The following is a 24094-nucleotide window of genomic DNA, read 5'->3' on the forward strand; positions in this document are numbered from 1 at the left end:
CTCCCGAAAGGGAGCGTTTTTCGTTTGTCACACCGGTTGCACCACCACCGCGCTGGCGTGCCTTGCCGGGCAGGGCGCTGCACCAGGTCCGGGCATTCTGCCGGTCGAAACCGGGGCAGCGGTTGTCCTGCGGGATGTAGACGTAGGGAACGTCATCCTCGTAGGTGAAGTGGTAGTAGTAGGTGCGGTCCTTCCCATACAACCAGTAGTTCGACGAGCCGTCGTTGATCGCATACGGCTCGAAGGTGAGGATCGAGGATTCGGCGGGAATGAAGTTGCTGCGCTCCATCAGTAGCAGCAGTGCGTTCGAGACCAGTGGGGTGGTCAGGACGAGCACGATCACACCGACAGTCGCTGTCGTGATCGAGCCAATCAGCAGCCAGCGGCGATGGTGTTTCACGGTCGGGCAGCATCGAAGCAAGGAATTGCCGCAATGTGCAATACGCCGTGAAAGTCGTCCAGTGTTCCGTGCTGGGAACGCATTGAAAGCGTAGTGAAAGGCTGGGGCGGCGTTGCCTGAACCGCACGCGTGCTGTGACCTTTTTTGGACGATTTCTCCATGTTCGCTCCACAATCGCACGGTAGCCTTCATGCTCCTTCTACACGTTGGCGGGCTGGTGGTCAGGCGTATCACTTCAGTGGCAGTGCCCAGGACAGGGCGTGGACTCTCCCTGCAGGCAGTGCTGCGCCCCGGCGCGTTGTTGGCAACCCTGGCCCTGGCGGGTTGCATGTCGGTGTCCGTCCCGGACCTGCCTGATCGCACACCCAGCGCCTGGACCCAGGTGCCGCAGGGGCAGGGTGTGGCGGTGGACGCCAGGCAGTGGTGGAAGGTGCTGGCCGACCCGGCGCTGGACGGCCTGGTGGACCAGGCCATCGCCGGCAACCTCGACCTGCAGCAGGCCACGCTGCGGCTGCAGGCCGTGCGGATCGTCGCCGGCACCTCCGACTCGCGTTTCCTGCCGGAAATCTCGGCCAGCGCCAAGCAGGTGCAGGACGCCGCCGCCGTCGATACCTACTTCCATGCCGGCATCGAAGCGATCTGGGACCTGGGCCTGTTCGGCGCCGCCGAGAGCGCGCAGCTGAGCGCGCAGGCCTCGGCCGGCAACGCCGAGGCGCTGCGCAATGCCGCACAGGTGGCGGTGATTGCCGACGTGGTGCGCAGCTATCTGGACCTGACCGTGGCACAGGCCCAGCAGGACCTGCTGGCCCGGCAGCAGACCGTGGACGACCGCGGTGAACAACTGGCCCTGGTCCGCCAGCGCCTGCGCCTGGATGAGCCCGGCGAGCTGGACCGCCTGCGCGCACGCCAGGCCGCCACCCGTGCCGCCATAGCACAGGCTCGGGAAAACGCCGACAACGCGGCTCGCGCGCTGGCATTGCTGCTGGGCCGTGACGGCCCGGATCCGGCCTGGCGCGCGTATCGCACGCCGCCGAAGCTGGGCACGTTCTCGCTGCAGCAGGTTCCCGCGGATCTGCTGCGCCATCGTCCGCAGATCCTGCTGGCCGAGTCGGAGGTGATGCAGGCTGCGGCCAGCAAGGGTTCGGCACGCGCCGCGATGTATCCGCGGGTCAGCCTTGGCGGCTCCATCCTGTATGCCTACAACCTTACCCAGAACGCCCGCTCCAATTCCGATTCCAGTCCGTCGATCGGCCCGTACGTCGATATTCCGCTGTGGGACTGGGGTCAACGCCGCGCGCGTTTCCATGCCGATGAGAAGCAGCTGGACGCCGCATTGCTCGGCTACCGCAAGGCGGTGTTGGAAGGCGTGAGCGAAGTGGAAGGTGCGCTCGGCAGCCTGGCGCGCCAGGGCAGCAGCATCCAGTCGCTGCGTGTGGCCAATGATGCCGCCGACCAGCAGGTCAAGCGCCATGCGCGGCAGGTGCAGCTGGGTTTGTCCAGCGAGTTCGATGGGCTGGACACGCAGCGTGCGGCACTCGCCTCGCAGGCCGACCTGATCGGCGCGCAGGGTGCACGCGTGCTGGCCTTTGCGTCGCTCTACCGTGCCCTTGGCGGCGCACCGCTGCCGGTCGAGGGGGAGGGCGAGCAGCAATGATCGCGCTGGCCCGCAAGACCCTGGCCTATGAGTGGCGCCGGTTCCTGCCGGTGGTGCTGGCGATGTGTTTCGCCGGCGTGCTGCTGATCGTGCAGGCTGCACTGGTGCTGGGCATCTTCGGTACCGCCGCGATCTATGTGAAGGCATCGTCGGCCGACATCTGGGCCGGTTTCCCCGGCACCCAGAGTGTCAACTACGGTCATGCGATCAGCGCGGATGTGGAAAGCCACCTGCGCATGGATCCGGATGTCACCCGCGTCGAACCCTACGAGTGGGTTGATGGCGAATGGCGCTCCAGTGCCCAGGGCACCGGCAATGTGTCGGTATACCTGTCCGGCATTTCCACCCGCGACGACGCGATGATGTTCGCTCGCATCCTGCCGGCCGATCTGCGCGCGCAGCTGCGCGAGCCGGGTGCGGTGATCGTCGACAGCGCCGATCTGGATACGCTCGGCGTGGACCTGCAGAACAACCGTGCCTGGATCAATGGCAAGGCCGTGCGCGTGGTTGCCGCGCAACCGGGCCTGCGTGGCCTTGGTGGTGTCAACGTACTGGCTTCGCTGGATACTGCGCGCGCCATCGCCGGTACCGACCCACATGAGGGCAGCACCTATTTCGTGGCGGGCCTGCGCTCGCCGGACCTGGCCGATCGCGTGCGTGACCGCTTGTCCGCGTCGATGGGCCGGGCCACGCCGGTCGAGTTCTGGACCGCGCCGGCGTTCGCCAGCCGCTCGCAGCAGTACTGGCTGTTCGATACCGGCGCCGGCATCGCGGTGTTGTTCATGGCCGTCATCGTCTGCTTCGTCGGCGCGGTGATCACCAACCAGTCGTTCGCCTCTGTGGTGGCCGGCTCGGTGCGTGAGTACGCCACGCTCAATGCACTCGGTGCAGGCCGCTATGCGCTGGCGCGGGTGGTGTTCGAGCAGGCCTTGCTGATCGGCGGCGTGGGTATGTTGCTGGCGGCGGCCTTCAGCACCGTGGTGCTGTTGATCGCGCAGACCCAGCGCGTTCCGGTGCAGCTGACACCGATGGTGATCCTCGGCTGCGTGGCGCTGGTTGCGGTGATGGCCATGCTCTCCAGCATCATGGCGGTACGCAGTGTCGTCCGCTCCGATCCATCGTTGCTGCTGCGTTGAGGACCGGCCAATGACTTCCTTGCGCGCCGTCGCCCCGACCCTGCAGGCCGATGCACTTGAAAAGGGCTTCATGTCCGGCGACGTGCAGGTGCCGGTGTTGCGCGGGCTGTCGCTGGACATCTACCCCGGCGAGCTGACCCTGGTATCGGGCCCGTCGGGTTGCGGCAAGAGCACGCTGCTGTCGCTGCTGTCCGGCCTGTCATCGCCCGATGGCGGTCGCGTGCACGCACTCGGCCACGATGTGGGCCACATGAGCCGCAGCGAAGTGGAGCGCTTCCGCCTGCATCATGTCGGCTTCGTGTTCCAGGGCTTCAATCTGTTCCCGGCACTGACTGCGCTGGAGCAGGTGCAGCTGCCGCTGGGCTACCGCGGGATGAGCAATCGCGAAAGCGAGCCGCTGGCCCGCAAGGCGCTGGAAGAAGTGGGCCTCAGCCATCGCAGCCACATGCGACCGGCGCAGTTGTCCGGCGGTGAGAAGCAGCGTGTAGCCGTTGCCCGCGCCTTCGCCAAGTCGCCGACGCTGATCTTCGCCGACGAACCCACCAGCGCGCTGGACGCCGAGAACGGCCAGCGCGTGATCGACATCCTGCATCGCTATGCACGTGCGCATGGCGCCACCGTGCTGTGCGTGAGCCACGATCCGCGCCTGATCCGGCATGCCGATCGGGTGATCGCCATGGAAGACGGCATGGTCCGTGGTGACCGCCGCCAGAATCAAACTGTAGAGTCCGCCCCATGACCAAGATGTCGCACCTGCTTCCCCTCAGCCTGGCCCTGTCCGCGGCATTGCTGCTCGGTGCCTGCTCCAGGGAGGCGCCCACCCCGGCATCTGCACCCTCAGGCAAGGCGGACACTGCCGTCGCCAGCAAGGTCGCCGTAGCGCGCGGCATCATCGACGTCGAAGGCGGGCTGATCGCACTGGCGCCGCCGGTGGATGGCTCGATCACCGCTGCGCCGGTGAAGGAAGGCGCCGTGGTGAAGAAGGGGCAGCTGCTGCTGTCGCTGGATGGCGCCCTGCTGCAGCAGGAAGTGGCAATGGCCACCGCCGATCTGGCGTTGGCCAATGACCGCCTGAAAGGCAGCCAAGCGCAGCTGCGCGAACTGGAGCGCAACGCCACCCGCCTGTCCACGGGCGCCAGCGAAGGTGTGTCCTCGAACCAGCAGGCCGATGCGGCCAAGCAGCAGTTGGCCGGTGTGCGCGCCGACGTCGACGTGGCCGGTGCGCAGGTCGACATGGCCCAACACAAGCTGGAACACGCCAGACTGAAACTGCAGCAGATGTCGTTGAGTGCACCGGAAGCCGGCACCGTGGTCGGCCAGGTACCGGGCCTTGGCGCATTCGTGCAGGCCGGCAAGCCGGCGATCTCGCTGTTGCCGGCGCGTCCGCTGCAGGTGCGTGCCGAACTGAGCGCCGCCTATGCCGATGCCGTGCAGGTGGGCATGAAGGCTACCGTCGTGCCGGACAGCGATGGCGCCGAGAACACCGGCACGCTGCCGCCGGCACGCGTGGTGCGCATCAGCCCGGTGTTCGCGCAGGCGCGCCTGCCTGAAGACGCAGGGCGTGGCGTGGCCAAGGTGGTGGAGTGCGTGCTGGAGTTCGACGGGCAAGCCAAGGCGCGCTTCGGCCAGCACGTGCGGGTGGAGTTCCTGAAGTAGGCCTGGCGTTGGGTGGGGCTGTCTATGGGCCCTTTCGATGCCTGAGTGCCCGCCACGCGCTCACCGCCGACACCGCGCACAGTGCCAGTAGCAGGCCCACGTCCAGCAGCAGCAACCACAGCAGGTGCATGCCATGCACCGGCGGCTGGTGCATGGCCGACAGCATCCACGGTACCGACCACGCCAGCAGCAGAACGAAGGCGATCAACAGGCGCAGCCACAGTCGTTTCAGTCGCCACGGCCGCACGATCAAGGCGGCCACCACCAGTTCAACCGTACCCAGCAACGCGAACACGATGACGGTGCTGGTCGGATAGGGCAGCTCGGCGCCTTCCAGGTGATGCAGCAGCCAGTAGTCCGGGGTGAAGCCGGCATTGACCAGCGCGGCGATCAGCGCCAGCCAAGTCAGCGCGACCAGCAGCCAGAACAGGCGGACGTAGCGTCTAGGCATCGGCGGTGTCCGTGGTGGTGGGCAAGTGGCTACGTGATGCATGGCGCACGGATATGGCGATCGCGGCCAGTGCCAGCAGGCCGGGCCCGACCGTGAAGTACAGCAGACGCAGCGGGTGGTTGTGCATCAGTGTCCAGGTTGCGAATGCCAAGGGAATGGCCAGCACCAGCAGCTTGGCGAAGAGCGGCCGCAGCACTGCGATCAGCGGCTGCGCGCCAATGAACATCCAGAACAGATAAAACTGGGCGATGCCCAGGCCGATGTCCCGATGGGAAGTGAAGCCGAAATGGTCGCGATACCCGTTCATTCCCAGTGGTATCAGTGCCCAGTACAGCAGGGCCACCAGCAGATGCAGCAGCAGGGCGATCAACAGGGGCGAGCCGCGAAGGAGCATGGGCGCAAGGGGCTGGGCGCAAGGGGCTGGGCGGGGCAGCGTACCTCAGTGCGGACGCCTGTGACCGCATGGAGTGAAGACTGTTGACGGCGTGAAGGAATTTGGACACAATAGCGCTCCTTCGACGCAGGTCGAACGGAATCTGCGGGAATAGCTCAGTTGGTAGAGCGCAACCTTGCCAAGGTTGAGGTCGCGAGTTCGAGTCTCGTTTCCCGCTCCAGATTCTACAGGGCCCCGGTAGGGGCCTTGTTTTTCTCTCGCCACGGCAAGGCGGGGCACGTTGAGCCACAAGGCTTTACGCGCAGTCAGAAAGGTGAAATCGCTGGTGTGTTTTCCGGATTTCCGGTACCATGTCGGCTTACGCGGGAATAGCTCAGTTGGTAGAGCGCAACCTTGCCAAGGTTGAGGTCGCGAGTTCGAGTCTCGTTTCCCGCTCCATGTTCCGACAGGCCCCATCTTGGGGTTTTGTCTTGTCAGGGCTCTGTTCCTGGCGCGCAGTACGTTGGCCTCATGGCAGAGTGGCTATGCACCGGATTGCAAATCCGTTTACAGCGGTTCGATTCCGCTTGAGGCCTCCAATTGAAAAGCCCTGACCTCGGTCAGGGCTTTTTGTTTGCCTGGATACCAGCACGCGCCCGGATCGATACCCGCTACAGCCGGGCCAACGCCTGCACCGCGGCCTGCGTGAGCGGCTGGGGCAGGGCATCCAGCGCGAACCAGCCCAGCCCGGTCTGAACCCCCGGCTCCTGGATGGAGGCCTCGGCACCCGCAGCTGCCCGAGCCTCGAAGATCGGCGCGACCCAGTGCTGCGCGAGCGCAGGCTCGAAATGATCGGCCACGCACAGCAGGCGCAGCAGCGTCACTTCCAGCGCCGTTTCCTCGCGGATTTCGCGAACCACGGCGGCCTCCACCGTTTCCATCCAGTCGACTTTGCCGCCGGGCAGGCCCCAATGCCCGCGCTCCGGATCGCGTCCGCGCTGGATCAGCAGGATGCGGCCGTCGGCATCACGGACAACGGCGCCGCATCCAACGCGGGGAATCTGCAGTTCAGTCATGGCGGAGAAGGAGAATGAAAAAGGACGTTCCACATTCTTGCATTTACGCCGCATCAGTGGACCCGCGCTACGCTGGGCACCTGTGCATCAACAGCTTCACGAGGGTGTCGCATGCTTATCCGGCAACTCAGCGCTGACGACGCCGAGATTCTCTGGCAAGCGCGGTTGCAGGCGCTTTGCGAGTCGCCTGCGGCGTTCCTGTCCACGCTGGCCGAGGCGCAGAATGACTCGGCGGAGGTGATGCGCGCCCAGCTTGCTGATCCCGGCACGCGCTACTTCGGCGCTTTCATCGACGGCATGCTTGCGGGCTTCCTGCGTTATGTACGCCCGGTGCGGATGGCGCGACGGCATACGGCAGAAGTGCACAGTGTCCATGTGGGCACCGACCATCGTGGCCAGGGTGTCGCCCGCCAGCTTCTTCTTGCAGCGTTCGCGGCTGCGCGCGCGGAAGGCATTGAATCGCTCTCCCTCACTGTGCTGGCGGACAATACTGCCGCGCGCGCGCTGTATGAATCGCTGGGCTTCAGCGTAATTGGCACAGAGCCGCGGGCAGTCAAACGCGCGGGCAGCTACGCGGATATCGTCTCGTACTGGATCTCGCTGCACTGACGGTGAAATGTTGCCGCGGGCACGGTCATGTTTCCGTGGCACGATGAGGCTGGACACATGTTCCAGGAAGACAGGGCAATGCACGTTCAGGTATCCAGCAGGGAGCGCGTGGCGCCGGATCACCGTCACCAAGCGGAGGATCTGCTCCGCGAGGCGTTCCCGGACATGCAGGGCGACGGCTATGCCATCCCGGGGCCGGTCGCTCTGGTCCTGGCGATGGAAGGTGATCAGGTGGTCGGCCACCTCGCACTGTACGAACGCAACGTATTGCTGGACGGCGAGCCGGAACGCATAGGCTTGAGCGGCGGCGTGGTGGTGCGCGTTGACGTTCGCAGGAAGGGCATCGCGTCACGCTTGATCGAAGCTGCGCACGCCGAGTTGCGCCAACGCGGTATCGATTTCGCCGTGCTGTTCGCCCTGGATCATCGGCACTACGCCTCTGCGGGCTATGTGCCAATGCAGAACGAGACCTGCTTCATCGAAGACGGTCACGCGCGCCGTTTCGTCTATCGAGGCGGCATGGTGGCCGCGCTGGGAGAGCGCCGCTGGACCACGGCCTTGCTCGATCTGCAGGGCGAAACGGTCTAGAGAGCTAGACAGAAGCCCCCGCGGGCGTCTCAGCGCGGAAGTTGCGGCCGACCGGTTCGCTTACGCCCAGGTAGTGGCGGAACAGGTAGATCAGCGGTTTCCAGTGCGCAACGTCGATGTGCTGGGTGCCCGCCACGGTGATCGCTTCGTGCGCATGCACGCAACGGATCCGTCCCTCAACGATCACGAAGCCCTGGCCGTCATCCTCGCCGGGCGGGTGCATCGCCATCACGCTGACTTCCACCTGCAGCGGGCACTCGGCAATCGCCTCTGGCGCGACGTGGGTGGAGGCGACTGCACTGAATCCACCCAGCGCGAACTTGTCGCGCACGTGCACGTAGCCCATCGCCTGTTTGGCAGTGGGCACCGGATCGCAGCCTGTCGCCCGCGCGATGGCCTCGACCTGTGCGGCCTGTGCGGATGAGGGGAAGTTCAGTACGCACTCGTTGCGCAACTGCAGGTTGCGATAGCCTTGGCCCTGCACGCCGAGGCCCAGCACCACCCGGTTGCCCAAGGCCCAGAACGAAGACAACGGACTGATGTTGCTGCTGCCATCGTCGTTCAGCGTGGTCATCAGCAGCACCGGTGTGCCGGGATACAGGACCGAAGGGGTGATGCGGCGGCGGGGGATCGGAGCGGCTTTCACGGCAGGCCTTGCGCTATCGGGGTGTCCACTGTGCCGTGGCAGCGGGTGCCGATGCTTCGGCCTGCATCGAACTGTCGGCGCGCAACGGCGTGCCACAATGCGGGCATGGTCCACACCTCCGGTTCCCTTGTCAGCGTCGGTGCCCTGGTCGGTGACCAGGCGCGCGCGGCCATGCTGCTGCAGCTGATGGATGGGCGTGCGTATACCGCGACGGAGCTGGCTCGTGTGGCCGGAGTGACACCGCAGACGGCGAGCACGCATCTGCGCAGGCTGATTGAGGGCGATCTGCTGGTCGCCGTCGCGCAGGGGCGACACCGCTACCACCGGCTGGCCTCGCACGAGGTTGCCGACATGCTGGAGGGCATCCTGCGCGTTGCCGACCGCACGCCGTCCTGCACGGTTTCCGCATCACGCAGTATGCCGGCGTTGCGTCAGGCGCGGAGCTGCTATCGGCATCTGGCTGGCGTGCACGCAGTGGCGATCACCGACCGCTTGCTGGGGGCAGGACACCTGGTCCCGCACGAGGGGCATTGGCAGGTGAGTGTGGAGGGTGCAGCGTTCCTGCGGGAGCTCGGCCAGCCGCTGACTGAACTGTTGCGGCTTCCCGTGACGGTCAAGCCTGCACGCTATTGCCGAGGATGCCTGGATTGCACCGAGCGGCGCCCGCATCTGGCCGGGCTGGTCGGCGAGGCGATGCTGGACAGCTTCGTGAAGAACGATTGGCTTCGGCGGATTGAGGGCCGACGCGAACTGCGGCTGACGCAGCCGGGGCGCGAAGCACTGTGGAAGCGGTTCGGCCTGGCGACATAAGTGCCCTGCCAGTCTCATTCGCCCACGACATGGCAAGGCGCTATGGTCGAGTTCCAAGTCTTAGGGAGCTGCAATGGCGAGCAAGGACATGAACGATCGCGGCACGCTGGCGGTACGCCGGCAATGAGCAAATCTTCTGTGGAAGTACGTTGGCTGACGTTCCGGCTGATGAACGGCCAGTCGATTGGACCGGATCGACTGAAGGATGGATGGGTGATTGCTTCGGAGACCCGCCACTGCGGGGTGCGCCGCGAGTCCATCGAAGGCGCGGGCGTGGTTTACGCGCTGTATGCACCGGCCAACCTCGCCTCACCGCGGCGCGCGGAGATGCGCATGCGCGAATTCCTGATGAGCTCCGGCTACACCTTCACCATGGGCACGCTGGGCGGCTGACGCCGCCCGTTGGGATCACGGGCGCACGGTCAGTGCCTGGCCGAGCATGCCGATCGGACCGCGTGCATCGTGCAGCACGGTGCTGGTCAAGCCGAGACCCTGGTGGCCAAACGACACCGACGTGTCGATGCCCAGCCACTCGCCTTCGGGCATGCCGAACAGGTGCGCGGTCAGATCGAGGTTGGGGAAGGCGACCTCCTTCGGATCGGCGCGCACGGCCATGCCATTGGACAGATCGAACAGGGTGGCGGCACGGGCCAGTGGACTGACCGGCTCGCCGTCCAGCAGCGCATGCTTCGCGCGCGCCCAGTAGGTGGCACGGCCTGGCCCCTGATCGTGCCGGCGGATCTCCACGCTCTTGATGAATCCGCCTGGCCAGGCCGTACCTGGATCCCATGCGGGCATTGATTCCGGCGGTGCAATGGCAGCGATCGGCGTGCCGGCGATGGCCTGCGTATCGTTCGGGCGCATCAACCATGCACGCACGCGCAGCGCCGGGCGATCGTCATGACGCAGCGTAGCTTCGACCAGTTCGATGGTGCGACCAGCGCGCAGCACCTGTACGTCGGCCTCCATCGCTTCGATCGGAATGGTGCCGAGGATGTCGTAGGACAGGCGGGCGATCAGGAAACCGTGCCCGCGCGCTGCGGCGTCGCGTTCCAGGTGGTGCGCCAGCAGCCCGATCGCAGGTGCGATGTGTTGTTCGCGGATGTTCCAGGCGCCGCCAGCGTGTTCGGTCGGCAGGTAGCGGGTATCGCTCAGTCGTTCGAAGAAGGCCATCGTATGCGTTGTTTCAGCAGTGAGCGGAGGCGGCAGGCATTGCACCGATCCCTGCATCGTAAGCGTTTGGCAGCATGGCGGGCTGAGCCGGCCCCCGAAGGAGCCGGCCGGACACCGGTCAGGGCGACGGGCAGTCCATTTCACGGCACAGCTTGTACTCGGCCAGACACTGCTCGGAGGTCTTTCCCAATGGCCCATGGGTTGCACGCAGGCATTGTTCGTACCTCAGGGTGCAGAACTCGCAGGAGTCTGCGGCGAAGGCCAGGCCGGTCACGGCCATGCCAAGGAGCATCACGGTCTTCAAGGTCGTCTTGATCATCACGTCAGTCCTTTGTGTGCCCGTCAATGGGCCGGGCCACCATAGCAGCACTTGCTGGACGGTCCTGATGCGCTGCGGCACGCGGTGGTCTCAGTGCTGTACCGCCTTCAAGGCGTCGACCACCTGTGCTTCCGAAAAGCCACAATGCCCTTCGCCCACTGGCGGCAGCACGCGCGGCAATGGTCGCGCGCCAGCCCGTGCGGCCATCTGCGGATACACCGCCTGCATGTGCGGCACGATGGTGGGGTCGTTGTGGTTGAACTGGATCGCCAGCGGTCGCTTCACCGCGCCGGTCAATGCGAGCGCATTGCGGACATGCGCCTGCGCCGCAGGCACGGGATCGATGCGCTGCACGCCGGCATTGAACGCGGCGTCGTCACCGAATCCGCTGTACACCACACCAAGGTTGCCGACCGGCATGCCGCCGCTGCGCGTGGCCAGTTCATGCAGGACCAGCGCATGCAGGCTGATCGTGCCGGCCAGTGCATCAGCGGAGACCTGCAGCCGCTGCGCCAGCAACGCGGCGTGCAATGGATCGTGCTGCAGTGCATTGGCGATGCCCTGGTACAACTCGCCCTGTGGCAGCGCGGCGGCTTCGCGCGATGCCAACCGGGTGCCCGGCAGCCCCTTCGCCTTGGGGAAGAAATAATCGAACGCGACCAGCGTGGTCAGCAGGTCGGCCGCGATCTGTTCGCCACTGAGATTGGCACCGCACAGCGACACGCCACCGGTATAGTGCTGCGGGAAGCGCTCGAGGCTGCCAATGGTCACGGCACCGCCCATCGAGAATCCCAGCATCCAGGTGTGGCGCACATGCTTGAGTTCAGCCACTACCTGCTGGCGCAGGCGTTCCGTATCGGTAATCGCATCGGTCACTGCCCAGCCCTGGCTGGAGTATGCGCTCTGCGCGACGGCGTAACCGGCGCCCAGCAGCGCTGCCGTGCTGTCGTTGGCGGCCATCGGCGTGGTGCGCGGCACGCCCACGGGCTCATAGCCGTGGGCCAGCATCACCAGGTCGCCGTTCCAGTCTGCCGGTACATCCAACCGCCAGGGCGCGCCCTGCAGTTCGCCGCTGAGCATGCGTGCCGCCGTCGGCGGTGCAGCCAGCGATGTCATCCAGGGCAGCAGGCAGAGGGCAACAGTGCATCGAAGCAAGGGACGCATCGGGGTCATTCCATGCGGGAATGGCGCCGAGCATAGATGCCAACGAAACGTTGCGCGCGCTGCACTGCCGCAGGGGGTTGCGGGCCGAACAGGCGGCGCTCTACGCTGGCGGCATGGCCCTGCACAGCACCGCGTCGATTATCCGCATTCCTCACGGGAAGGCGGGGTAGCGCGCGGTCGTCACGGCCATGCAGCCCGCCCGGGAAGGCGGGCTGCACGCAGCGCTCTCCCGGGTAGATGAATCCACCCAGGAGAACGCAGATGCACGACTTTTCATCGAACGACCCTGCGCCGACCCTGCACCTGGTGTGCGGCAAGATCGGTGCCGGCAAATCCACCCTGTCTCAGCAGTTGGCATTGGCGCCGCGCCACGTATTGATCAGCGAAGACGCATGGCTGGCGGCGCTGTACCCGGGCGAAATCCATTCCATTGCCGACTATCTGCAGCGCGCAGCCACGTTGCGCACTGTGCTGGCCGATCATCTGCGCGCATTGCTGCAGGCGGGTGTTTCGGTGGTGCTCGATTTTCCATTCAATACGCCAGCCAGCCGCGCGTGGGCACGTGAAGTGTTCTCGCCGGCTGGCGCTGCACATCAACTGCATTTCCTCGATGTTGCCGACGACGTCTGCAAGGCGCGGCTGCGCGCGCGCAATGCACTCGGCGAGCATCCGTTCCAGGCCAGCGACGAGGAGTTCGCACAGATCACCCGCCACTTCGTGGCACCGGCCGCGGAAGAGGGCTTCGTGGTGATCCGCCATACGGCGTAGGACTGGGCGCGGTGCCGGTCAGGTCGCGGGCACCGGTCCACCGCATGCGACGCGATGCATCGGGAAGTCCATTGCCTGCTTCGGATTGTCCTGCGCGATCTCGATGCGCGCATGCGCGCGCTGGTCGTCGAGGCGCCGATAGTGGATACGCTGCGGGAAGTCGTTGGCGGGATTCTCGAACACGGCTTCATTGCCATCGACCCGGGTGGCGTTGAAGTCTGTGGCGTTCTGGCCAGAGGGCAGGGCGGTCAGCACCAGGCGTCCATCATCGTGCTGGCGCAGCTGCATGAACTCGAAGCCCACCGTGCGGCCATCCCGCAGGGTGCGGCTGCTGCCGAACAGGGTGTTTCCAGCCAGGATGGACCACTGCTCGCCGGCACCGGCCGGCTGGCCATCAAGCTGCCAGCAACCGGCCAGCCAGGCCAGGTGTTCGATCTTCGAGGGTGAGGCGGACAGTGCGTGCGGGGCCGCGAGCAGCAGCGGCAACAGGGCCAAGGCGATGCGGAGAGACATCGGTGCCTCCATGCGCGGGAATGTGCGGCCTGTATAGCGCCCGGGGGATCACGCGGCCAGTGCCGTCCCTTCCAGTGCTGATTCCGATACGATCTGTCGCATTGAGCCATTTTTGATTGACCCGGAGTCCCGCCATGGTCGACCGCCTCGCCATCCTTCTTGAACGCTTCGCGGTCACGGCTTCGGTGTTCCATGCCGGCGCGCTGTGCGGCATCAACACGCTGGAGGGTGAGGATGAGGCGGGTCAGTTGCACCTGGTGCGGCGCGGGCCGCTGCAGGTCAGTCACGGGCAGCAGACCGTGCAGGTCGAAGTGCCGAGCCTGCTGCTGTATCCGCGGCCGATGCCACATCGCTTCAGTACCGACCCGCAGCAGGGCGCCGACATGGCCTGCGCCAACCTGCATTTCGAGGGCGGACGGCTCAATCCGATCAGTGCTGCGCTGCCCGATTTCATCTGCTTGCCGCTGGCCGACCTGTATGGAGGCAATGCGGCGCTGGAACTGCTGTTCGAAGAGGCGTTCGAGCAGCGCTGCGGGCGGGCAGCGATGGTCAACCGGCTGTTCGAGGTGGTGATGATCCAGGTGCTGCGCCAGCTGATGGAAGGTGGCGAGATGCGCGGCGGCCTGTTCGCCGGGCTGGGTCATCCGCGGCTGCGGCTGGCATTGGTGGCGATGCATGAAGCGCCCGCACAGTCCTGGACCCTGGAAGACCTGGCCGAGGTCGCCGGCATGTCACGCAGCGTGTTCGCCGCCAGCTTTCGCGAGGCGATGGGCACCACGCCAGGCCAGTACCTGCAGGGGTGGCGGGTTGGGCTCGCGCAACAGGCGCTGCGGCAGGGGCGGCCGCTGAAGCGGATCGCCGACGAAGTGGGCTATGGCAGCGAAGCGGCGTTGTCGCGCGCGTTCAAGGCGCATACCGGGCAGTCGCCACGGGAATGGCGCGGGCAGGCGCGGGCCAGCGCGGCCTGATCGGTCAGCCCAGCGCCAGCCGGGCCAGCTTCATGCCACCAAACAGACCGGCCAGGCCCAGCGCCACCGAGCCACCGGCATACAGTGCCGCCAGCCCATGCTGGCCACGCTGCAGCAGCAGGCCGATCTCCAGCGCGTAGGTGGAAAACGTGGTGTAGCCGCCGAGGATGCCGGTGGCCAGCAGCAGGCGCAGCTGCGGCGAGGCGCCATTGCGCATGGCAAAGGCCTCGACCACCACGCCCATCAGCAGCGCACCGCTGATGTTGATCAGGAAGGTCGACCAGGGCCAGGGACTGCCGACCGCCACCCGCGCGCCGATCAGGTTGCAGGCGTGGCGCAGGCAGGCGCCGATGCCGCCGCCGACGAAGACCAGGAAATAATTGTTCAATGCTTGCATGGCGTGCCTCGAATGCGGGTTCGCAGGGTCAATGGCGAACGCCGAGGGCAGGCACGACCTGCCGTCGACGAACACCGGGTTCGTCCTGGCAGGAGCCATCAGCCTTCTCAGGCGGTTATCGGGGGAGCCCCATCCCCATCGCGGTCCATGCTACCAGCGGCGGTGCATTCACGTCATCGAGGTCGTCAGAACGCGAGCCACCTTGCTGCGGCTGAAGCCATCCATCAGCAGTTCGAACGCGAGCAGATCCAGCGCCGCATGGCGGCGGTGGTCGATCTCCAGCCCGTTCTCGGCCACCAGATGGCTGACCAGCTCGTAGGCGTCCTGCCAGACATCCAGATGGGCCTGGCTGGGGATGTAGGCACTGCCGGGCTCACCGACGCCGAGCCCGCTGACCCCGTACAGCAGTTCGCGGGCGTCCAGCTTGGCCGCATCTGCGATGCGGAACAGCTGTTCGGCTTTCACGTGCGAGGCGCTCACGTGGTCGTTGAGCCAGTTGCTGATGGTTGCTGTCGTTGATTTGGCGGCGCGTGCCAGATCGGCCGGGCGTGGGTGCCCGGCTTTCTTCATGGCTGCCGCGAGTCGTTGGCCGAGAGTATTCATCTATGCAAGCCAGCTTAACGCGTGGATTGCGAAGAAGCCTTGTCGCAAGAATCAGTCTGGTTAACAGAAGGACCGACCGTGACCGAATTCTGGAGCAAGCGGCAGGTGCGCACCCGGCTGGGATTCCGCACCGACGCCGAACTGGCACGCTTCTTTGGCATAAGCCGTTCCGCAGTGTCGCAATGGCCGAGGGACTTCCCGATTCCGGCCCTGCGGCAATACATCCTGCATCAGCGCTATCCGAACCTGTTCCCCACGACAGAAGCGTCGGCGGGCGAATCCATCTGACTTGCGCCGCCTTTTGTCGCATCTAGCACGCTAAGCGCCTTTTGCTAAGTATGCTTAGCAAAATAGGTAAGATCGATCGATCTGAGAATCACAATCGGCGCCATCTACTGGAGGTGTCGGTCCCTGGGTCCCGCTTACTGTCGGCTTCACCCCATCTGGGGGGCCCGGGTCTCCGTATGTAGTTTCGTGAACGATTAATAATTTCAATCACGAAAGTCGCTGCATGTAATTGACCTGTCGTGAAATCTATGACTAATTGGAGTCAACCAAGCGTGAAGCCTGGGAGTCTTTCAGTAGCACGCAAGTGAGTCGGTAGACCGTCAACAATGCAGAACAAGTCCAACGGAGGTCGTATGGAATACGGCATGCATGGCTTGGCTGAACGGGTACGCCGCGAACTGGAAGCCAGTTACCACAAACACGGATGCGGTCCGGCGTTCTGGGATACCTACCAGCAGGTGCTGGACCGTCTGGTCCCGCAGGGGACCGAGCGTACCGAAGTCACCAACGAAATGGCGCTGATCATCGAACAGCTGGGCATCGTCCGGCGTGCGCAGCTTGTGCCGCCGCACGCCAACGGGTCGCGTTGATTCAGAGCAGGCGCCAGGCGCCGCAGGCAAGCAGCGCCAGCAACAAGGACAGCAGGGCCAGGGTCCGGGGTCGCCACAGGCGCTTCGATTGTCCAGCCATCGCCTGCGGACTGCAGTAGCGCACCAGCCCCGGACCGAAACCGGCCCGGTGCTGTTGTTGTGCGCAGGCCTCCAGGCAGGCGCCGCAGGCCAGGCAATCGGCCTGCGGCCCCTGGCGGATGTCCAGCTGCATCGGGCAGGCGCTGACACAAGCAGCGCAGTCGATGCAGTCACCGAGGCGGTCGGCGCTGAAGGTCGGCATCGGTCCGGCCAGCAGCGGATGCGCGGCGCGGAATACGTAGTCCTGCGCAGTGGTCGGGTCGAGCAGGCCGCGGCCACGGCCCAGTACTCCGCCAAGCCCGGACGGACGTGGCCCGCGCGGCTCACCGCGACGGGCGTCGTACAGCATGCGCGGTGTGTGCGGATCGGTCAGCAGCGGCTGCATGCGTGCGAACGGGCACAGCGAGCGGCAGACCTGCTCGCGCAGGAAACCGGCATTGCCCCAGGTCGCGGCTGCATAGAACAGCACCCAGAAGGTTTCCCAGCGGCTCCAGCCGGCGTGGGGCGCAGCGGTCACCAGTTCGGCGATGGGGCTGAACAGGCCGACGAAGGTAACGCCGGTCCACACGGATAGCAGTCCCCAGGCCAGCTGGGTGGCCGGGCGTACAGCAGGTGCAGGCAGCATGCGGGCCGCGCTGCGGGCGATCCCGTCGAAGGCGCGCCGCCACAGGGTCTGCGGGCAGGCATGGCCGCACCAGATGCGCCCGGCGAGGTGGGTAAGCAGCGCAAGCCCCACCGCCAGCACCGCCAGTAGTCCGATCAGCACGCCGGCGTCGCTGGGCCACAACGTCCAGCCAAACAGGTCGAATCGCCGCGCGTTGATGTCCAGCAACAGCGCCTGGCGACCCTCCCAGCGCAGCCACGGCAGTGCGTAGAACAGCGCCAGCAAGGCGGCGCTGAGCGTGCCGCGCCAGTGCCAGGGGCGAGGAATACGGGTGCAGGACGTGCTCATCCCAGCGGCAGCTCGTCGTCGTCATCGCTCGGCATGGGCCGCTGCAGGTACCAGGTGACCGCGCTGGACAGCGACGTTACCGTCCAGAACATGAAGAATCCCGCCGTATAGCCCAGTTCGCGACTGATGGCCGTGCCCGGGAAACTGATGGCCTGCAGGCGCAACGGATCGACGAAGGCGAAGAACACCACGCTGGCAACGCCGGCGGCGATGAAGCTGGGCCAGAGGATGGCGCCCCACTGCTGGATCAGCCGCTGGCGGCGGTTGGGAGAAGGTCTGTTCATGCTGTCCCGGATCGAAAAGTGGGCGGCGCGTATACTTCGCCAAGGCTGGCGCGGCATCCGCAGGGCATGCTTCCTGCAAGCGTGCCAGCCTAGGTGCAGCGGACTGCGCCGACATTGATCTGGATCAACGGCGCTGCCGCCTGGGTGCGGCACACTGCCGGCACGCTTTGGGTACCCCGATGAACGCAACACCGCCGCCTGTCCTCCCCGTCGCCTCGCCCGGGTTGTGCACCGAGCAGGAAGTGACCCGCCTGGTTCACGATTTCTATGCCCGCGTGCGTGAGGAAGAACGGCTGGGACCGGTGTTCGAGGCGCACGTCCACGATTGGCCTGTGCATCTGGCGCAGCTGGTCGACTTCTGGTCGGCGATGCTGCGCGGTACCCGCCGCTTCAAGGGCTCGCCGATGTCCAAGCACATGGCCATCGAGCTGGACAAGGACCTGTTCGACCGCTGGCTGGTGCTGTTCCGGATCACCACTGCCGAATGCAACAACCCGCCGATGCAGGAACTGGCCAACGACGTGGCCGCGCGCATCGGTGACACCTTCTGGAAGCGCTACCAGATGCTGCGCTGGCCGCAGGTGGGCCTGCCGGTGCTGGGGATCCCCGGCAAGGATTGATCTGGGTCAAGGCGGCGCAGGCCGCCCGGCGCGATGCTGGCGGCATGGACACGTTCTCTCCCGCCGCCGGTGGCTTGGCCTGGACCTTCGACCCCGACCTTCTGCGCCGGCACGACCGGCCGGGCCCGCGCTACACCTCGTATCCGACCGCGCCGCATTTCCATGATGGCTTCGACGCGCCGGCGCTGCGCCAGGCGATCTCCGACAGCAACCAGCTGGCCCGCGCGCTGTCGCTGTATGTGCATGTGCCGTTCTGTTCCAGCCCCTGCTTCTACTGCGGCTGCAACCGGGTGATCACCCGCGATCGCGGTCGTGGCCACAGTTACGTCTCGCGCGTGCTGGCCGAGGCCGACCTGTTGGCGCCGCAGTTCGATGACGGCCGCGAGGTGATCCAGCTGCACCTGGGCGGTGGTACGCCGAACTTCCTCGATGCCGAGGCGATGACCACGCTGGTGGAAGGGTTGCGCCGGCGCTTCGATTTCAGTGATTCGCCGCAGCGCGATTTCTCGATCGAACTCGATCCGCGCTTCATCGACACCCGCGACGTCGCCATGCTGGCGCGGCTGGGCTTCAACCGGGCCAGCCTGGGCGTGCAGGATTTCGACCCGCAGGTGCAGGAATCGATCAACCGCATACAGGGTGTGCAGCAGACGCTGGACATCCTGCGCGCCTGCCGCGACAGCGGCATGCGTTCGGTCAACGTCGACCTGATCTATGGCCTGCCGGGGCAGAGCCTGGAAGGATTCGGCCGCACCCTCGAACGGGTGCTGGCGCTGCGCCCGGATCGCCTGGCGGTGTATGGCTACGCGCATCTGCCGCATCTGTTCCGCGCGCAGAAGCAGATCGACGAAAGCCGCTTGCCTTCGCCGGAAGACAAGCTGGCGCTGCTGGGCCTGGCGGTGGAGAAGCTCTCTGCGGCCGGCTACCAGTACATCGGCATGGATCATTTCGCACTGCCGGAGGAGGATCTGTCACGCGCGCAGCGTGCCGGCCAGCTGCATCGCAACTTCATGGGCTATACCACCCACGCCGATACTGATCTGCTTGGCCTGGGCGTGAGTGCGATCAGCCACATCGGTGCCACCTACAGCCAGAATCCGCGCGATCTGCCGTCGTGGGAGGATGCGGTGGACCAGGGCCAGCTGCCGGTCTGGCGCGGCGTGGCGTTGAGTGCCGACGACCAGCTGCGTGCGGAACTGATCCAGCAGCTGATGTGCCAGGGCGAGGTGGATGGCGTGCTGCTGGGGCAGCGTCACGGCGTGGATTTCGAGCAGTACTTCGCCGAGGACCTGCGTTCGGTACAGCGGCTGCAGGAAGACGGCCTGGCCGAATACCACGATGGCGTGGTGCGTGCCAGCGAACCTGGGCGGCCATTGCTGCGGTTGCTGGCGATGTGCTTCGACCCGTACCTGCGTGCCGCGCACGAGCAACCGCGTTACTCGCGGGCGATCTGAAGGTAGCGTGTGCTGCGCTCGTGTGGTGCCCGGAGCCGGAATCGAACCGGCATGGGGTTGCCCCCGGCGGATTTTAAGTCCGATGCGTCTACCAGTTTCGCCATCCGGGCCTGCAGCGCGGCGCCGATTGTAGCCCACCTGCGGTGCCGCGACCGGATTGCATCACGGCGGCGGCGTGCTTAACTGTCGATCGCATTCATGTCATAGTCCCTGCCATCGTTCCCAGGGGGGGAGCCACCTGATGTCGCTGCACGCGATTGCCTATGCCAGTGAGGCCCGCGCCGATCTGCAGACAACCGATCTTGACCGCCTGCTGGCCGACGCCACGGCATTCAATCGTGTAGCCGGTGTCACCGGTGTCCTGATGTTCGACGGAGCACGCTTCCTGCAGTATCTCGAGGGCCCGGAGGACGGCATCGATTCGGTGTTCCAGCGCATTCTCAACGCGCGCAGCCACGTGCAGCTGAAAGTGCTGTGCCGTGCACCCGTGGTGCAGCGCGCATTTCCGCGCTGGTCGATGGGCACGCGGCGGATCGAGCCGGAGCTGCTGGCGCAGATTGTCGATGCCGCGTGGCCCGGCTTCCTGCTTGGCAGTGGTGGATTCGAGCGCCTGCTGCAGGCCTGGACCGGCGCCGACGGTGAACTGGAACCGGCCGCGGTGGCGTTGGGGTCCTGAGCGCGCCTTGGCGGCAGGGCGCCGGGGCCGGTAGGCTGTAGCCTTTCTGGCGCAGGTTTTCCGGAGTGGTGCAGCAGATGAGTGTGTTGGCCGAAGCCATGGCAGCGTATGTGCGATCGCATCCGTTGCACGGGATGTGCCGATGAGTGCGCCGGTTGCGGCGGCCAGCGCCCCCCGGTTTGCGGTGATCGGCCTGGGTTATGTCGGCCTGCCTTTGGCGGTGGCGTTTGGCCGGCAGTGGCCGACGTTGGGCTTCGATATCGATGCCGGTCGCATCGCCGAGCTGCGCAGCGGCCAGGACCACACGCTGGAAATGGAAGCCGACGAGCTGGCCAGTGCGCATCTGCTGCAGTTCGGCAGTGATCCGGCATTGCTTGATGCCTGCAATGTCTACATCGTCACCGTGCCGACCCCGATCGATGCATACGAGCAGCCCGACCTGGAGCCCCTGCGTTCGGCGACACGACTGATTGCCAGTCATCTTCGCGCCGGCGATCTGGTGATCTACGAGTCCACGGTGTACCCCGGCACCACCGAGGAAGTGTGCGTGCCGCTGCTGGAGCAGGGGTCGGGCCTGCGCTTCAACGAAGACTTCTATTGCGGCTACAGCCCGGAACGGGTCAGTCCCGGCGACCGCCAGCGGCGCCTGGCCGACATCCGCAAGATCACGTCCGGCTCGACACCGGAAGTCGCTGCGGTGATTGATGGTCTGTACCAGCGCATCATCGCCGCCGGTACGTTCCCGGCACCTTCGATGCGCGTGGCTGAGGCGGCCAAGGTGGTCGAGAACATCCAGCGCGACGTCAACATTGCGCTGGTCAACGAGCTGGCCCTGATATTCGATCGGCTCGGCATCGATACCCAGGACGTGCTCGACGCCGCCGGCAGCAAGTGGAATTTCCTGCCGTTCCGGCCGGGGCTGGTCGGCGGTCACTGCATCGGCGTCGATCCGTATTACCTGCTGCACAAGTCCGAGAGCGTGGGCTACCACCCGGACCTGATCCACACCGCACGGCAGGTCAACAACCGCGTCGGCGAGCATGTGGCGGCGCGGGTGCTGGCGATGCTGGCCGAGCGTGGCCGTGTGCCGGCGGACGCACGCATCCTGGTGCTGGGCGTGACCTTCAAGGAGGATTGCCCGGACCTGCGCAACAGCCGCGCGCTGGAACTGGCGCAACGGCTGCGCGATGCCGGCGCGCAGGTAGAGGTCAGCGACCCGTGGGTCGGCCCGGCGGCATTGACCGGCGAGGGCCTGGATTGGCTGGCCGAGCCCGGGGCAGGGCGCTATGACGCAGTGGTGCTGGCGGTGGCCCACGCCCGTTTCAAGGCGATGGATGAATCCGCAATCCGGGGGCTGTTGGCGCCGGGTGGCCTGGTCTACGACGTGAAATCGGCCTGGCCGCGCAACGTGGTTGACGATCGCTTGTAAGCCCGGGCAGTGAACGGCGCGGTAGACTCGGGGGCAGTTGCAACCGAGGAAAGCCATGCACCGGTATATCGTCTACCTGCTCGCCATCCTGATGTTTCCGATATGCCTGTGGCTGGCCACGATCTGGCCGGCCTGGTATTGGGGCGTCGGCCTGACTGCCGCGATGGTGGCGCTGGGGACCTGGGATCTGCTGCAGAAGCGCAGCACGCTGCGCCGCAACTATCCGGTGATGGCGCACTTCCGCTACGGGCTGGAATCGATCGGCCCGGAGATCCGCCAGTACTTCGTGCAGAGCGACCTGGAAGACGTGCCGTTCTCGCGCCAGCAGCGGGCACTGATCTACCAGCGCGCCAAGAACGAGATGGACACGGTGCCGTTCGGCACCCTGCGCAGCACCTATGCGGTGGACTACGAGTGGATCAATCATTCACTGGCACCGACCGCCATCGCCAAGCATGACTTCCGCGTGTTGATCGGCCCGAAGTGTGCCAAGCCCTATTCGGCCAGCGTGTTCAACATCTCAGCGATGAGCTTCGGTTCACTGTCGGCCAATGCCATCCGCGCGCTGAACGAAGGCGCGCGCCAGGGCGGCTTCTATCACGACACCGGCGAGGGTTCGATCTCGCCCTACCACCGCGAGATGGGCGGTGACCTGGTATGGGAGATCGGCTCGGGCTACTTCGGTTGCCGTGACGAGAAGGGCGGTTTCAGCGAGGAGCGCTTCGTTGCCAATGCCACCCATGACCAGGTCAAGATGATCGAGATCAAGCTGTCGCAGGGCGCCAAGCCGGGCCACGGTGGCGTGCTGCCGGCGCCGAAGGTGACCGCCGAGATCTCGGTGACGCGTGGCGTGCCGATGGGGGTGGACTGTGTGTCGCCGTCGCGTCACTCGGCGTTCTCGACGCCGGTCGAGCTGCTGCAGTTCGTCGCCCGCCTGCGCGAGTTGTCCGGTGGCAAGCCGGTCGGCTTCAAGCTGGCCATCGGCCACCCGTGGGAGTGGTTCGGCATTGCCAAGGCGATGCAGGAAACCGGGTTGCTGCCGGATTTCATTGTGGTCGACGGCGCCGAGGGCGGCACCGGTGCGGCACCGGCCGAATTTGTCGACCATGTCGGCGTGCCGATGCACGAGGCGCTGCTGCTGGTGCACAACACCCTGGTCGGCCTCGATCTGCGCGATCGCATCCGCATCGGTGCGGCTGGCAAGATCACCAGTGCGTTCGACATCGCGCGGACCATCGCGCTGGGAGCCGACTGGTGCAATGCCGGCCGAGGCTTCATGTTCGCGCTGGGCTGCATCCAGTCGCTGAGCTGCCATACCGACAAGTGCCCGACCGGCATCGCGACCCAGGATCCCGCACGCTGGAAGCATCTGGATGCACCTGACAAGGCCACTCGTGTGTACAGCTACCACGAGCACACGCTGCATGCCTTGAAGGAACTGCTGTGTGCCGCGGGCCTGAACGACCCGGCTGAACTTGGGCCGGAGCACATCCTACGTCGTGTTTCGCCGGTGGAGATCCGTTCGCTGGCCTCGCTGTACCGTTACCTGGAACCGGGCGAGCTGCTGCACAAGGTGCCCGACCATGCGGTGTTCCATGCGTTCTGGGCCGATGCACGCAGCGATTCCTTCCAGCCGCCGCCGAAGATCCAGGCACTGCGTGCCAGCAAGTCGCGATAACGTGATGTTGTAGAGCCGAGCCCATGCTCGGCTGATCTTCGTTCCAACATCGCGATGCGTGATCGAGAAGCAGCCGAGCATAGGCTCGGCTCTACAAGGAGATGTCATGCAGTTCAGGACCGGCACCATGGATGACGTGGCCATGCTGTGGGCGCTGCGCACGTGTTGCGTACCCGAGACCTGCAGCAGCCATTACCCACCCGAGGTTATCGCGCCCTGGTCTGCCTCGCCGCCACCGTCGCAGTACGCGCGGCTGTTGTCGCAGGGTGGCTGCGTGGTGGCCGAGGACGAGCAGGGCAGTCTGCTCGGCTTCGGCGTGTTTGATGCCGATGCCAATGAAGTCGACGCGTTGTTCGTCGATCCGGATCGTGGCGGCAAGGGCATCGGCCAGGCGCTGATGCAGCGCCTGCTGGCGATGGCCGATCCTGAGCGTGAGGTGGTGCTGTCGGCCTCGCTCAACGCCGTGCCGTTCTATCAGCGGCAGGGGTTCATCAGTGTGCGCGAAGAGGCCTACCCGCATCCCAGCGGCATGGCGCTGGCTTCGGTGAGCATGCGCCGGCCGTGGTGAGTGCTCGTTTTCTGCGTTCTGTAGAGCCGAGCATGGCTCGACGCTACAAGGCCGGTTTCAGCGCCCGGCCAACCACCCGATCACGCCTTCCGCAGCACGCAGGCCACTGGCGTAGCACGCGGTCAGCAGGTAGCCACCCGTCGGTGCCTCCC

30 protein-coding genes, 4 tRNA genes and 1 riboswitch are annotated in these 24094 nt (G+C 65.8%); of the genes, 21 read left to right on the top strand and 13 right to left on the bottom strand.

The window, feature by feature from the left end; genetic code table 11:
- Positions 1 to 590 precede the first annotated feature (590 nt).
- Genes ACTJJM_RS06470 through ACTJJM_RS06485 form a run of 4 tightly spaced genes read left to right on the top strand, consistent with a single transcriptional unit; the run spans position 591 to position 4846 of the window.
- Positions 591 to 2054 carry an efflux transporter outer membrane subunit gene (locus ACTJJM_RS06470; RefSeq protein WP_029380062.1) on the top strand — a complete coding sequence of 488 codons (1464 nt, stop codon included), beginning with the start codon at positions 591 to 593 and terminating at the stop codon, positions 2052 to 2054.
- The gene (locus ACTJJM_RS06475; RefSeq protein ID WP_019337182.1) at positions 2051 to 3190 is read left to right on the top strand and encodes an ABC transporter permease; all 1140 of its coding nucleotides are present in this window, start codon (positions 2051 to 2053) and stop codon (positions 3188 to 3190) included. Before ACTJJM_RS06470 ends, ACTJJM_RS06475 begins: the two co-directional genes overlap by 4 nt.
- 10 nt (positions 3191 to 3200) lie before the next feature.
- A complete protein-coding gene (locus ACTJJM_RS06480) occupies positions 3201 to 3929 on the top strand; it encodes an ABC transporter ATP-binding protein (protein ID WP_010486064.1) in 729 nt (242 codons plus the stop codon).
- Entirely contained in the window at positions 3926 to 4846 is a 921-nt protein-coding gene (locus ACTJJM_RS06485) for an HlyD family secretion protein (protein WP_440865325.1), read from the top strand. Before ACTJJM_RS06480 ends, ACTJJM_RS06485 begins: the two co-directional genes overlap by 4 nt.
- A 22-nt stretch (positions 4847 to 4868) precedes the next feature.
- Here ACTJJM_RS06485 and ACTJJM_RS06490 read toward each other — a convergent pair whose 3' ends face one another.
- On the bottom strand, positions 4869 to 5297 hold the full coding sequence (locus ACTJJM_RS06490) for a hypothetical protein (RefSeq protein WP_010486062.1): 429 nt from the start codon (positions 5295 to 5297) through the stop codon (positions 4869 to 4871).
- A complete protein-coding gene (locus tag ACTJJM_RS06495) occupies positions 5290 to 5691 on the bottom strand; it encodes a hypothetical protein (RefSeq protein ID WP_071305448.1) in 402 nt (133 codons plus the stop codon). Before ACTJJM_RS06495 ends, ACTJJM_RS06490 begins: the two co-directional genes overlap by 8 nt.
- Positions 5692 to 5835: 144 nt before the next feature.
- Between ACTJJM_RS06495 and ACTJJM_RS06500 the strand changes: the two genes are divergently transcribed.
- From ACTJJM_RS06500 to ACTJJM_RS06510, 3 genes are all read left to right on the top strand, one after another.
- Positions 5836 to 5911: transfer RNA gene (locus ACTJJM_RS06500), tRNA-Gly, on the top strand.
- Positions 5912 to 6053: 142 nt separating this feature from the next.
- Positions 6054 to 6129, top strand: a tRNA-Gly gene (locus ACTJJM_RS06505).
- Between the two features lie 66 nt (positions 6130 to 6195).
- Positions 6196 to 6269 (top strand) — tRNA-Cys (locus ACTJJM_RS06510).
- 72 nt (positions 6270 to 6341) lie between these two features.
- Here ACTJJM_RS06510 and ACTJJM_RS06515 read toward each other — a convergent pair.
- On the bottom strand, positions 6342 to 6746 hold the full coding sequence (locus tag ACTJJM_RS06515) for an NUDIX domain-containing protein (protein ID WP_126560711.1): 405 nt from the start codon (positions 6744 to 6746) through the stop codon (positions 6342 to 6344).
- A gap of 111 nt (positions 6747 to 6857) precedes the next feature.
- On the opposite strand from ACTJJM_RS06515, the gene ACTJJM_RS06520 reads away from it, so the two are divergent.
- Both ACTJJM_RS06520 and ACTJJM_RS06525 read left to right on the top strand, forming a co-directional pair.
- Positions 6858 to 7355: a GNAT family N-acetyltransferase gene (locus tag ACTJJM_RS06520; protein ID WP_126560712.1), complete on the top strand. Its 498-nt coding sequence runs from the start codon at positions 6858 to 6860 to the stop codon at positions 7353 to 7355.
- A 57-nt stretch (positions 7356 to 7412) separates the two neighbouring features.
- Positions 7413 to 7943, top strand: a complete 531-nt coding sequence (locus ACTJJM_RS06525) for a GNAT family N-acetyltransferase (RefSeq protein ID WP_341926626.1) — start codon at positions 7413 to 7415, stop codon at positions 7941 to 7943.
- A gap of 4 nt (positions 7944 to 7947) precedes the next feature.
- Here ACTJJM_RS06525 and ACTJJM_RS06530 read toward each other — a convergent pair whose 3' ends face one another.
- The gene (locus ACTJJM_RS06530) at positions 7948 to 8589 is read right to left on the bottom strand and encodes a flavin reductase family protein (protein ID WP_126560714.1); all 642 of its coding nucleotides are present in this window, start codon (positions 8587 to 8589) and stop codon (positions 7948 to 7950) included.
- 105 nt (positions 8590 to 8694) lie between these two features.
- Here ACTJJM_RS06530 and ACTJJM_RS06535 point away from each other — a divergent pair, with 105 nt between their 5' ends.
- Both ACTJJM_RS06535 and ACTJJM_RS06540 read left to right on the top strand, forming a co-directional pair.
- The gene (locus ACTJJM_RS06535; RefSeq protein WP_010486056.1) at positions 8695 to 9399 is read left to right on the top strand and encodes an ArsR/SmtB family transcription factor; all 705 of its coding nucleotides are present in this window, start codon (positions 8695 to 8697) and stop codon (positions 9397 to 9399) included.
- Between the two features lie 123 nt (positions 9400 to 9522).
- Entirely contained in the window at positions 9523 to 9792 is a 270-nt protein-coding gene (locus ACTJJM_RS06540; protein WP_029380059.1) for a hypothetical protein, read from the top strand.
- A gap of 15 nt (positions 9793 to 9807) precedes the next feature.
- Here the strand turns inward: ACTJJM_RS06540 and ACTJJM_RS06545 are convergent, their stop codons facing one another.
- From ACTJJM_RS06545 to ACTJJM_RS06555, 3 genes are all read right to left on the bottom strand, one after another.
- Complete coding sequence (locus ACTJJM_RS06545; RefSeq protein ID WP_440865326.1) at positions 9808 to 10572, bottom strand: thioesterase family protein; 765 nt, start codon at positions 10570 to 10572, stop codon at positions 9808 to 9810.
- A 118-nt stretch (positions 10573 to 10690) separates the two neighbouring features.
- Positions 10691 to 10891 (bottom strand): hypothetical protein, encoded by a 201-nt coding sequence (locus ACTJJM_RS06550; RefSeq protein ID WP_043402170.1) that lies wholly within the window; start codon positions 10889 to 10891, stop codon positions 10691 to 10693.
- A gap of 90 nt (positions 10892 to 10981) precedes the next feature.
- The gene (locus tag ACTJJM_RS06555) at positions 10982 to 12055 is read right to left on the bottom strand and encodes an alpha/beta hydrolase family protein (RefSeq protein WP_440865327.1); all 1074 of its coding nucleotides are present in this window, start codon (positions 12053 to 12055) and stop codon (positions 10982 to 10984) included.
- Between the two features lie 261 nt (positions 12056 to 12316).
- On the opposite strand from ACTJJM_RS06555, the gene ACTJJM_RS06560 reads away from it, so the two are divergent.
- Positions 12317 to 12823, top strand: coding sequence for an AAA family ATPase (locus ACTJJM_RS06560; RefSeq protein ID WP_010486051.1), 507 nt, complete (start codon positions 12317 to 12319; stop codon positions 12821 to 12823).
- 18 nt (positions 12824 to 12841) lie between these two features.
- Here the strand turns inward: ACTJJM_RS06560 and ACTJJM_RS06565 are convergent, their stop codons facing one another.
- The gene (locus ACTJJM_RS06565) at positions 12842 to 13336 is read right to left on the bottom strand and encodes a DUF6265 family protein (RefSeq protein WP_010486050.1); all 495 of its coding nucleotides are present in this window, start codon (positions 13334 to 13336) and stop codon (positions 12842 to 12844) included.
- A gap of 134 nt (positions 13337 to 13470) precedes the next feature.
- Between ACTJJM_RS06565 and ACTJJM_RS06570 the strand changes: the two genes are divergently transcribed.
- Complete coding sequence (locus ACTJJM_RS06570) at positions 13471 to 14304, top strand: AraC family transcriptional regulator (RefSeq protein WP_010486049.1); 834 nt, start codon at positions 13471 to 13473, stop codon at positions 14302 to 14304.
- 4 nt (positions 14305 to 14308) lie between these two features.
- Here the strand turns inward: ACTJJM_RS06570 and crcB are convergent, their stop codons facing one another.
- A complete protein-coding gene (gene crcB / locus ACTJJM_RS06575; protein ID WP_010486048.1) occupies positions 14309 to 14701 on the bottom strand; it encodes a fluoride efflux transporter CrcB in 393 nt (130 codons plus the stop codon).
- Positions 14702 to 14783: 82 nt separating this feature from the next.
- A riboswitch (Fluoride riboswitch) is annotated at positions 14784 to 14847 on the bottom strand.
- A gap of 22 nt (positions 14848 to 14869) precedes the next feature.
- Positions 14870 to 15271: a transcriptional regulator gene (locus tag ACTJJM_RS06580; RefSeq protein WP_010486043.1), complete on the bottom strand. Its 402-nt coding sequence runs from the start codon at positions 15269 to 15271 to the stop codon at positions 14870 to 14872.
- Between the two features lie 111 nt (positions 15272 to 15382).
- On the opposite strand from ACTJJM_RS06580, the gene ACTJJM_RS06585 reads away from it, so the two are divergent.
- Together ACTJJM_RS06585 and ACTJJM_RS06590 are read left to right on the top strand one after the other, a co-directional pair.
- Positions 15383 to 15592: a hypothetical protein gene (locus tag ACTJJM_RS06585; protein WP_010486042.1), complete on the top strand. Its 210-nt coding sequence runs from the start codon at positions 15383 to 15385 to the stop codon at positions 15590 to 15592.
- 353 nt (positions 15593 to 15945) lie between these two features.
- The gene (locus tag ACTJJM_RS06590) at positions 15946 to 16182 is read left to right on the top strand and encodes a hypothetical protein (protein WP_019337197.1); all 237 of its coding nucleotides are present in this window, start codon (positions 15946 to 15948) and stop codon (positions 16180 to 16182) included.
- Between the two features lies 1 nt (position 16183).
- Here ACTJJM_RS06590 and ACTJJM_RS06595 read toward each other — a convergent pair whose 3' ends face one another.
- Complete coding sequence (locus ACTJJM_RS06595; RefSeq protein ID WP_125438107.1) at positions 16184 to 17233, bottom strand: 4Fe-4S dicluster domain-containing protein; 1050 nt, start codon at positions 17231 to 17233, stop codon at positions 16184 to 16186.
- A complete protein-coding gene (locus ACTJJM_RS06600; protein ID WP_049436583.1) occupies positions 17230 to 17517 on the bottom strand; it encodes a hypothetical protein in 288 nt (95 codons plus the stop codon). Before ACTJJM_RS06600 ends, ACTJJM_RS06595 begins: the two co-directional genes overlap by 4 nt.
- A 179-nt stretch (positions 17518 to 17696) precedes the next feature.
- On the opposite strand from ACTJJM_RS06600, the gene ACTJJM_RS06605 reads away from it, so the two are divergent.
- Both ACTJJM_RS06605 and hemN read left to right on the top strand, forming a co-directional pair.
- Positions 17697 to 18137, top strand: a complete 441-nt coding sequence (locus ACTJJM_RS06605) for a group III truncated hemoglobin (protein ID WP_126560716.1) — start codon at positions 17697 to 17699, stop codon at positions 18135 to 18137.
- Between the two features lie 44 nt (positions 18138 to 18181).
- Entirely contained in the window at positions 18182 to 19591 is a 1410-nt protein-coding gene (hemN, locus tag ACTJJM_RS06610; RefSeq protein ID WP_053443805.1) for an oxygen-independent coproporphyrinogen III oxidase, read from the top strand.
- 23 nt (positions 19592 to 19614) lie between these two features.
- On the opposite strand, the gene ACTJJM_RS06615 is transcribed toward hemN, so the two are convergent.
- Positions 19615 to 19701: transfer RNA gene (locus ACTJJM_RS06615), tRNA-Leu, on the bottom strand.
- Between the two features lie 131 nt (positions 19702 to 19832).
- Here ACTJJM_RS06615 and ACTJJM_RS06620 point away from each other — a divergent pair.
- From ACTJJM_RS06620 to ACTJJM_RS06635, 4 genes are all read left to right on the top strand, one after another.
- A complete protein-coding gene (locus tag ACTJJM_RS06620; protein WP_010486035.1) occupies positions 19833 to 20267 on the top strand; it encodes a BLUF domain-containing protein in 435 nt (144 codons plus the stop codon).
- Between the two features lie 142 nt (positions 20268 to 20409).
- Complete coding sequence (locus ACTJJM_RS06625; RefSeq protein ID WP_053442792.1) at positions 20410 to 21696, top strand: nucleotide sugar dehydrogenase; 1287 nt, start codon at positions 20410 to 20412, stop codon at positions 21694 to 21696.
- Between the two features lie 55 nt (positions 21697 to 21751).
- On the top strand, positions 21752 to 23374 hold the full coding sequence (locus tag ACTJJM_RS06630) for an FMN-binding glutamate synthase family protein (RefSeq protein WP_010486030.1): 1623 nt from the start codon (positions 21752 to 21754) through the stop codon (positions 23372 to 23374).
- Between the two features lie 106 nt (positions 23375 to 23480).
- Positions 23481 to 23942 (top strand): GNAT family N-acetyltransferase, encoded by a 462-nt coding sequence (locus ACTJJM_RS06635; RefSeq protein ID WP_440865328.1) that lies wholly within the window; start codon positions 23481 to 23483, stop codon positions 23940 to 23942.
- Positions 23943 to 24094 lie beyond the last annotated feature (152 nt).

Source organism: Stenotrophomonas sp. 22692 (genome assembly GCF_052045015.1).
GTDB lineage: Bacteria > Pseudomonadota > Gammaproteobacteria > Xanthomonadales > Xanthomonadaceae > Stenotrophomonas > Stenotrophomonas geniculata.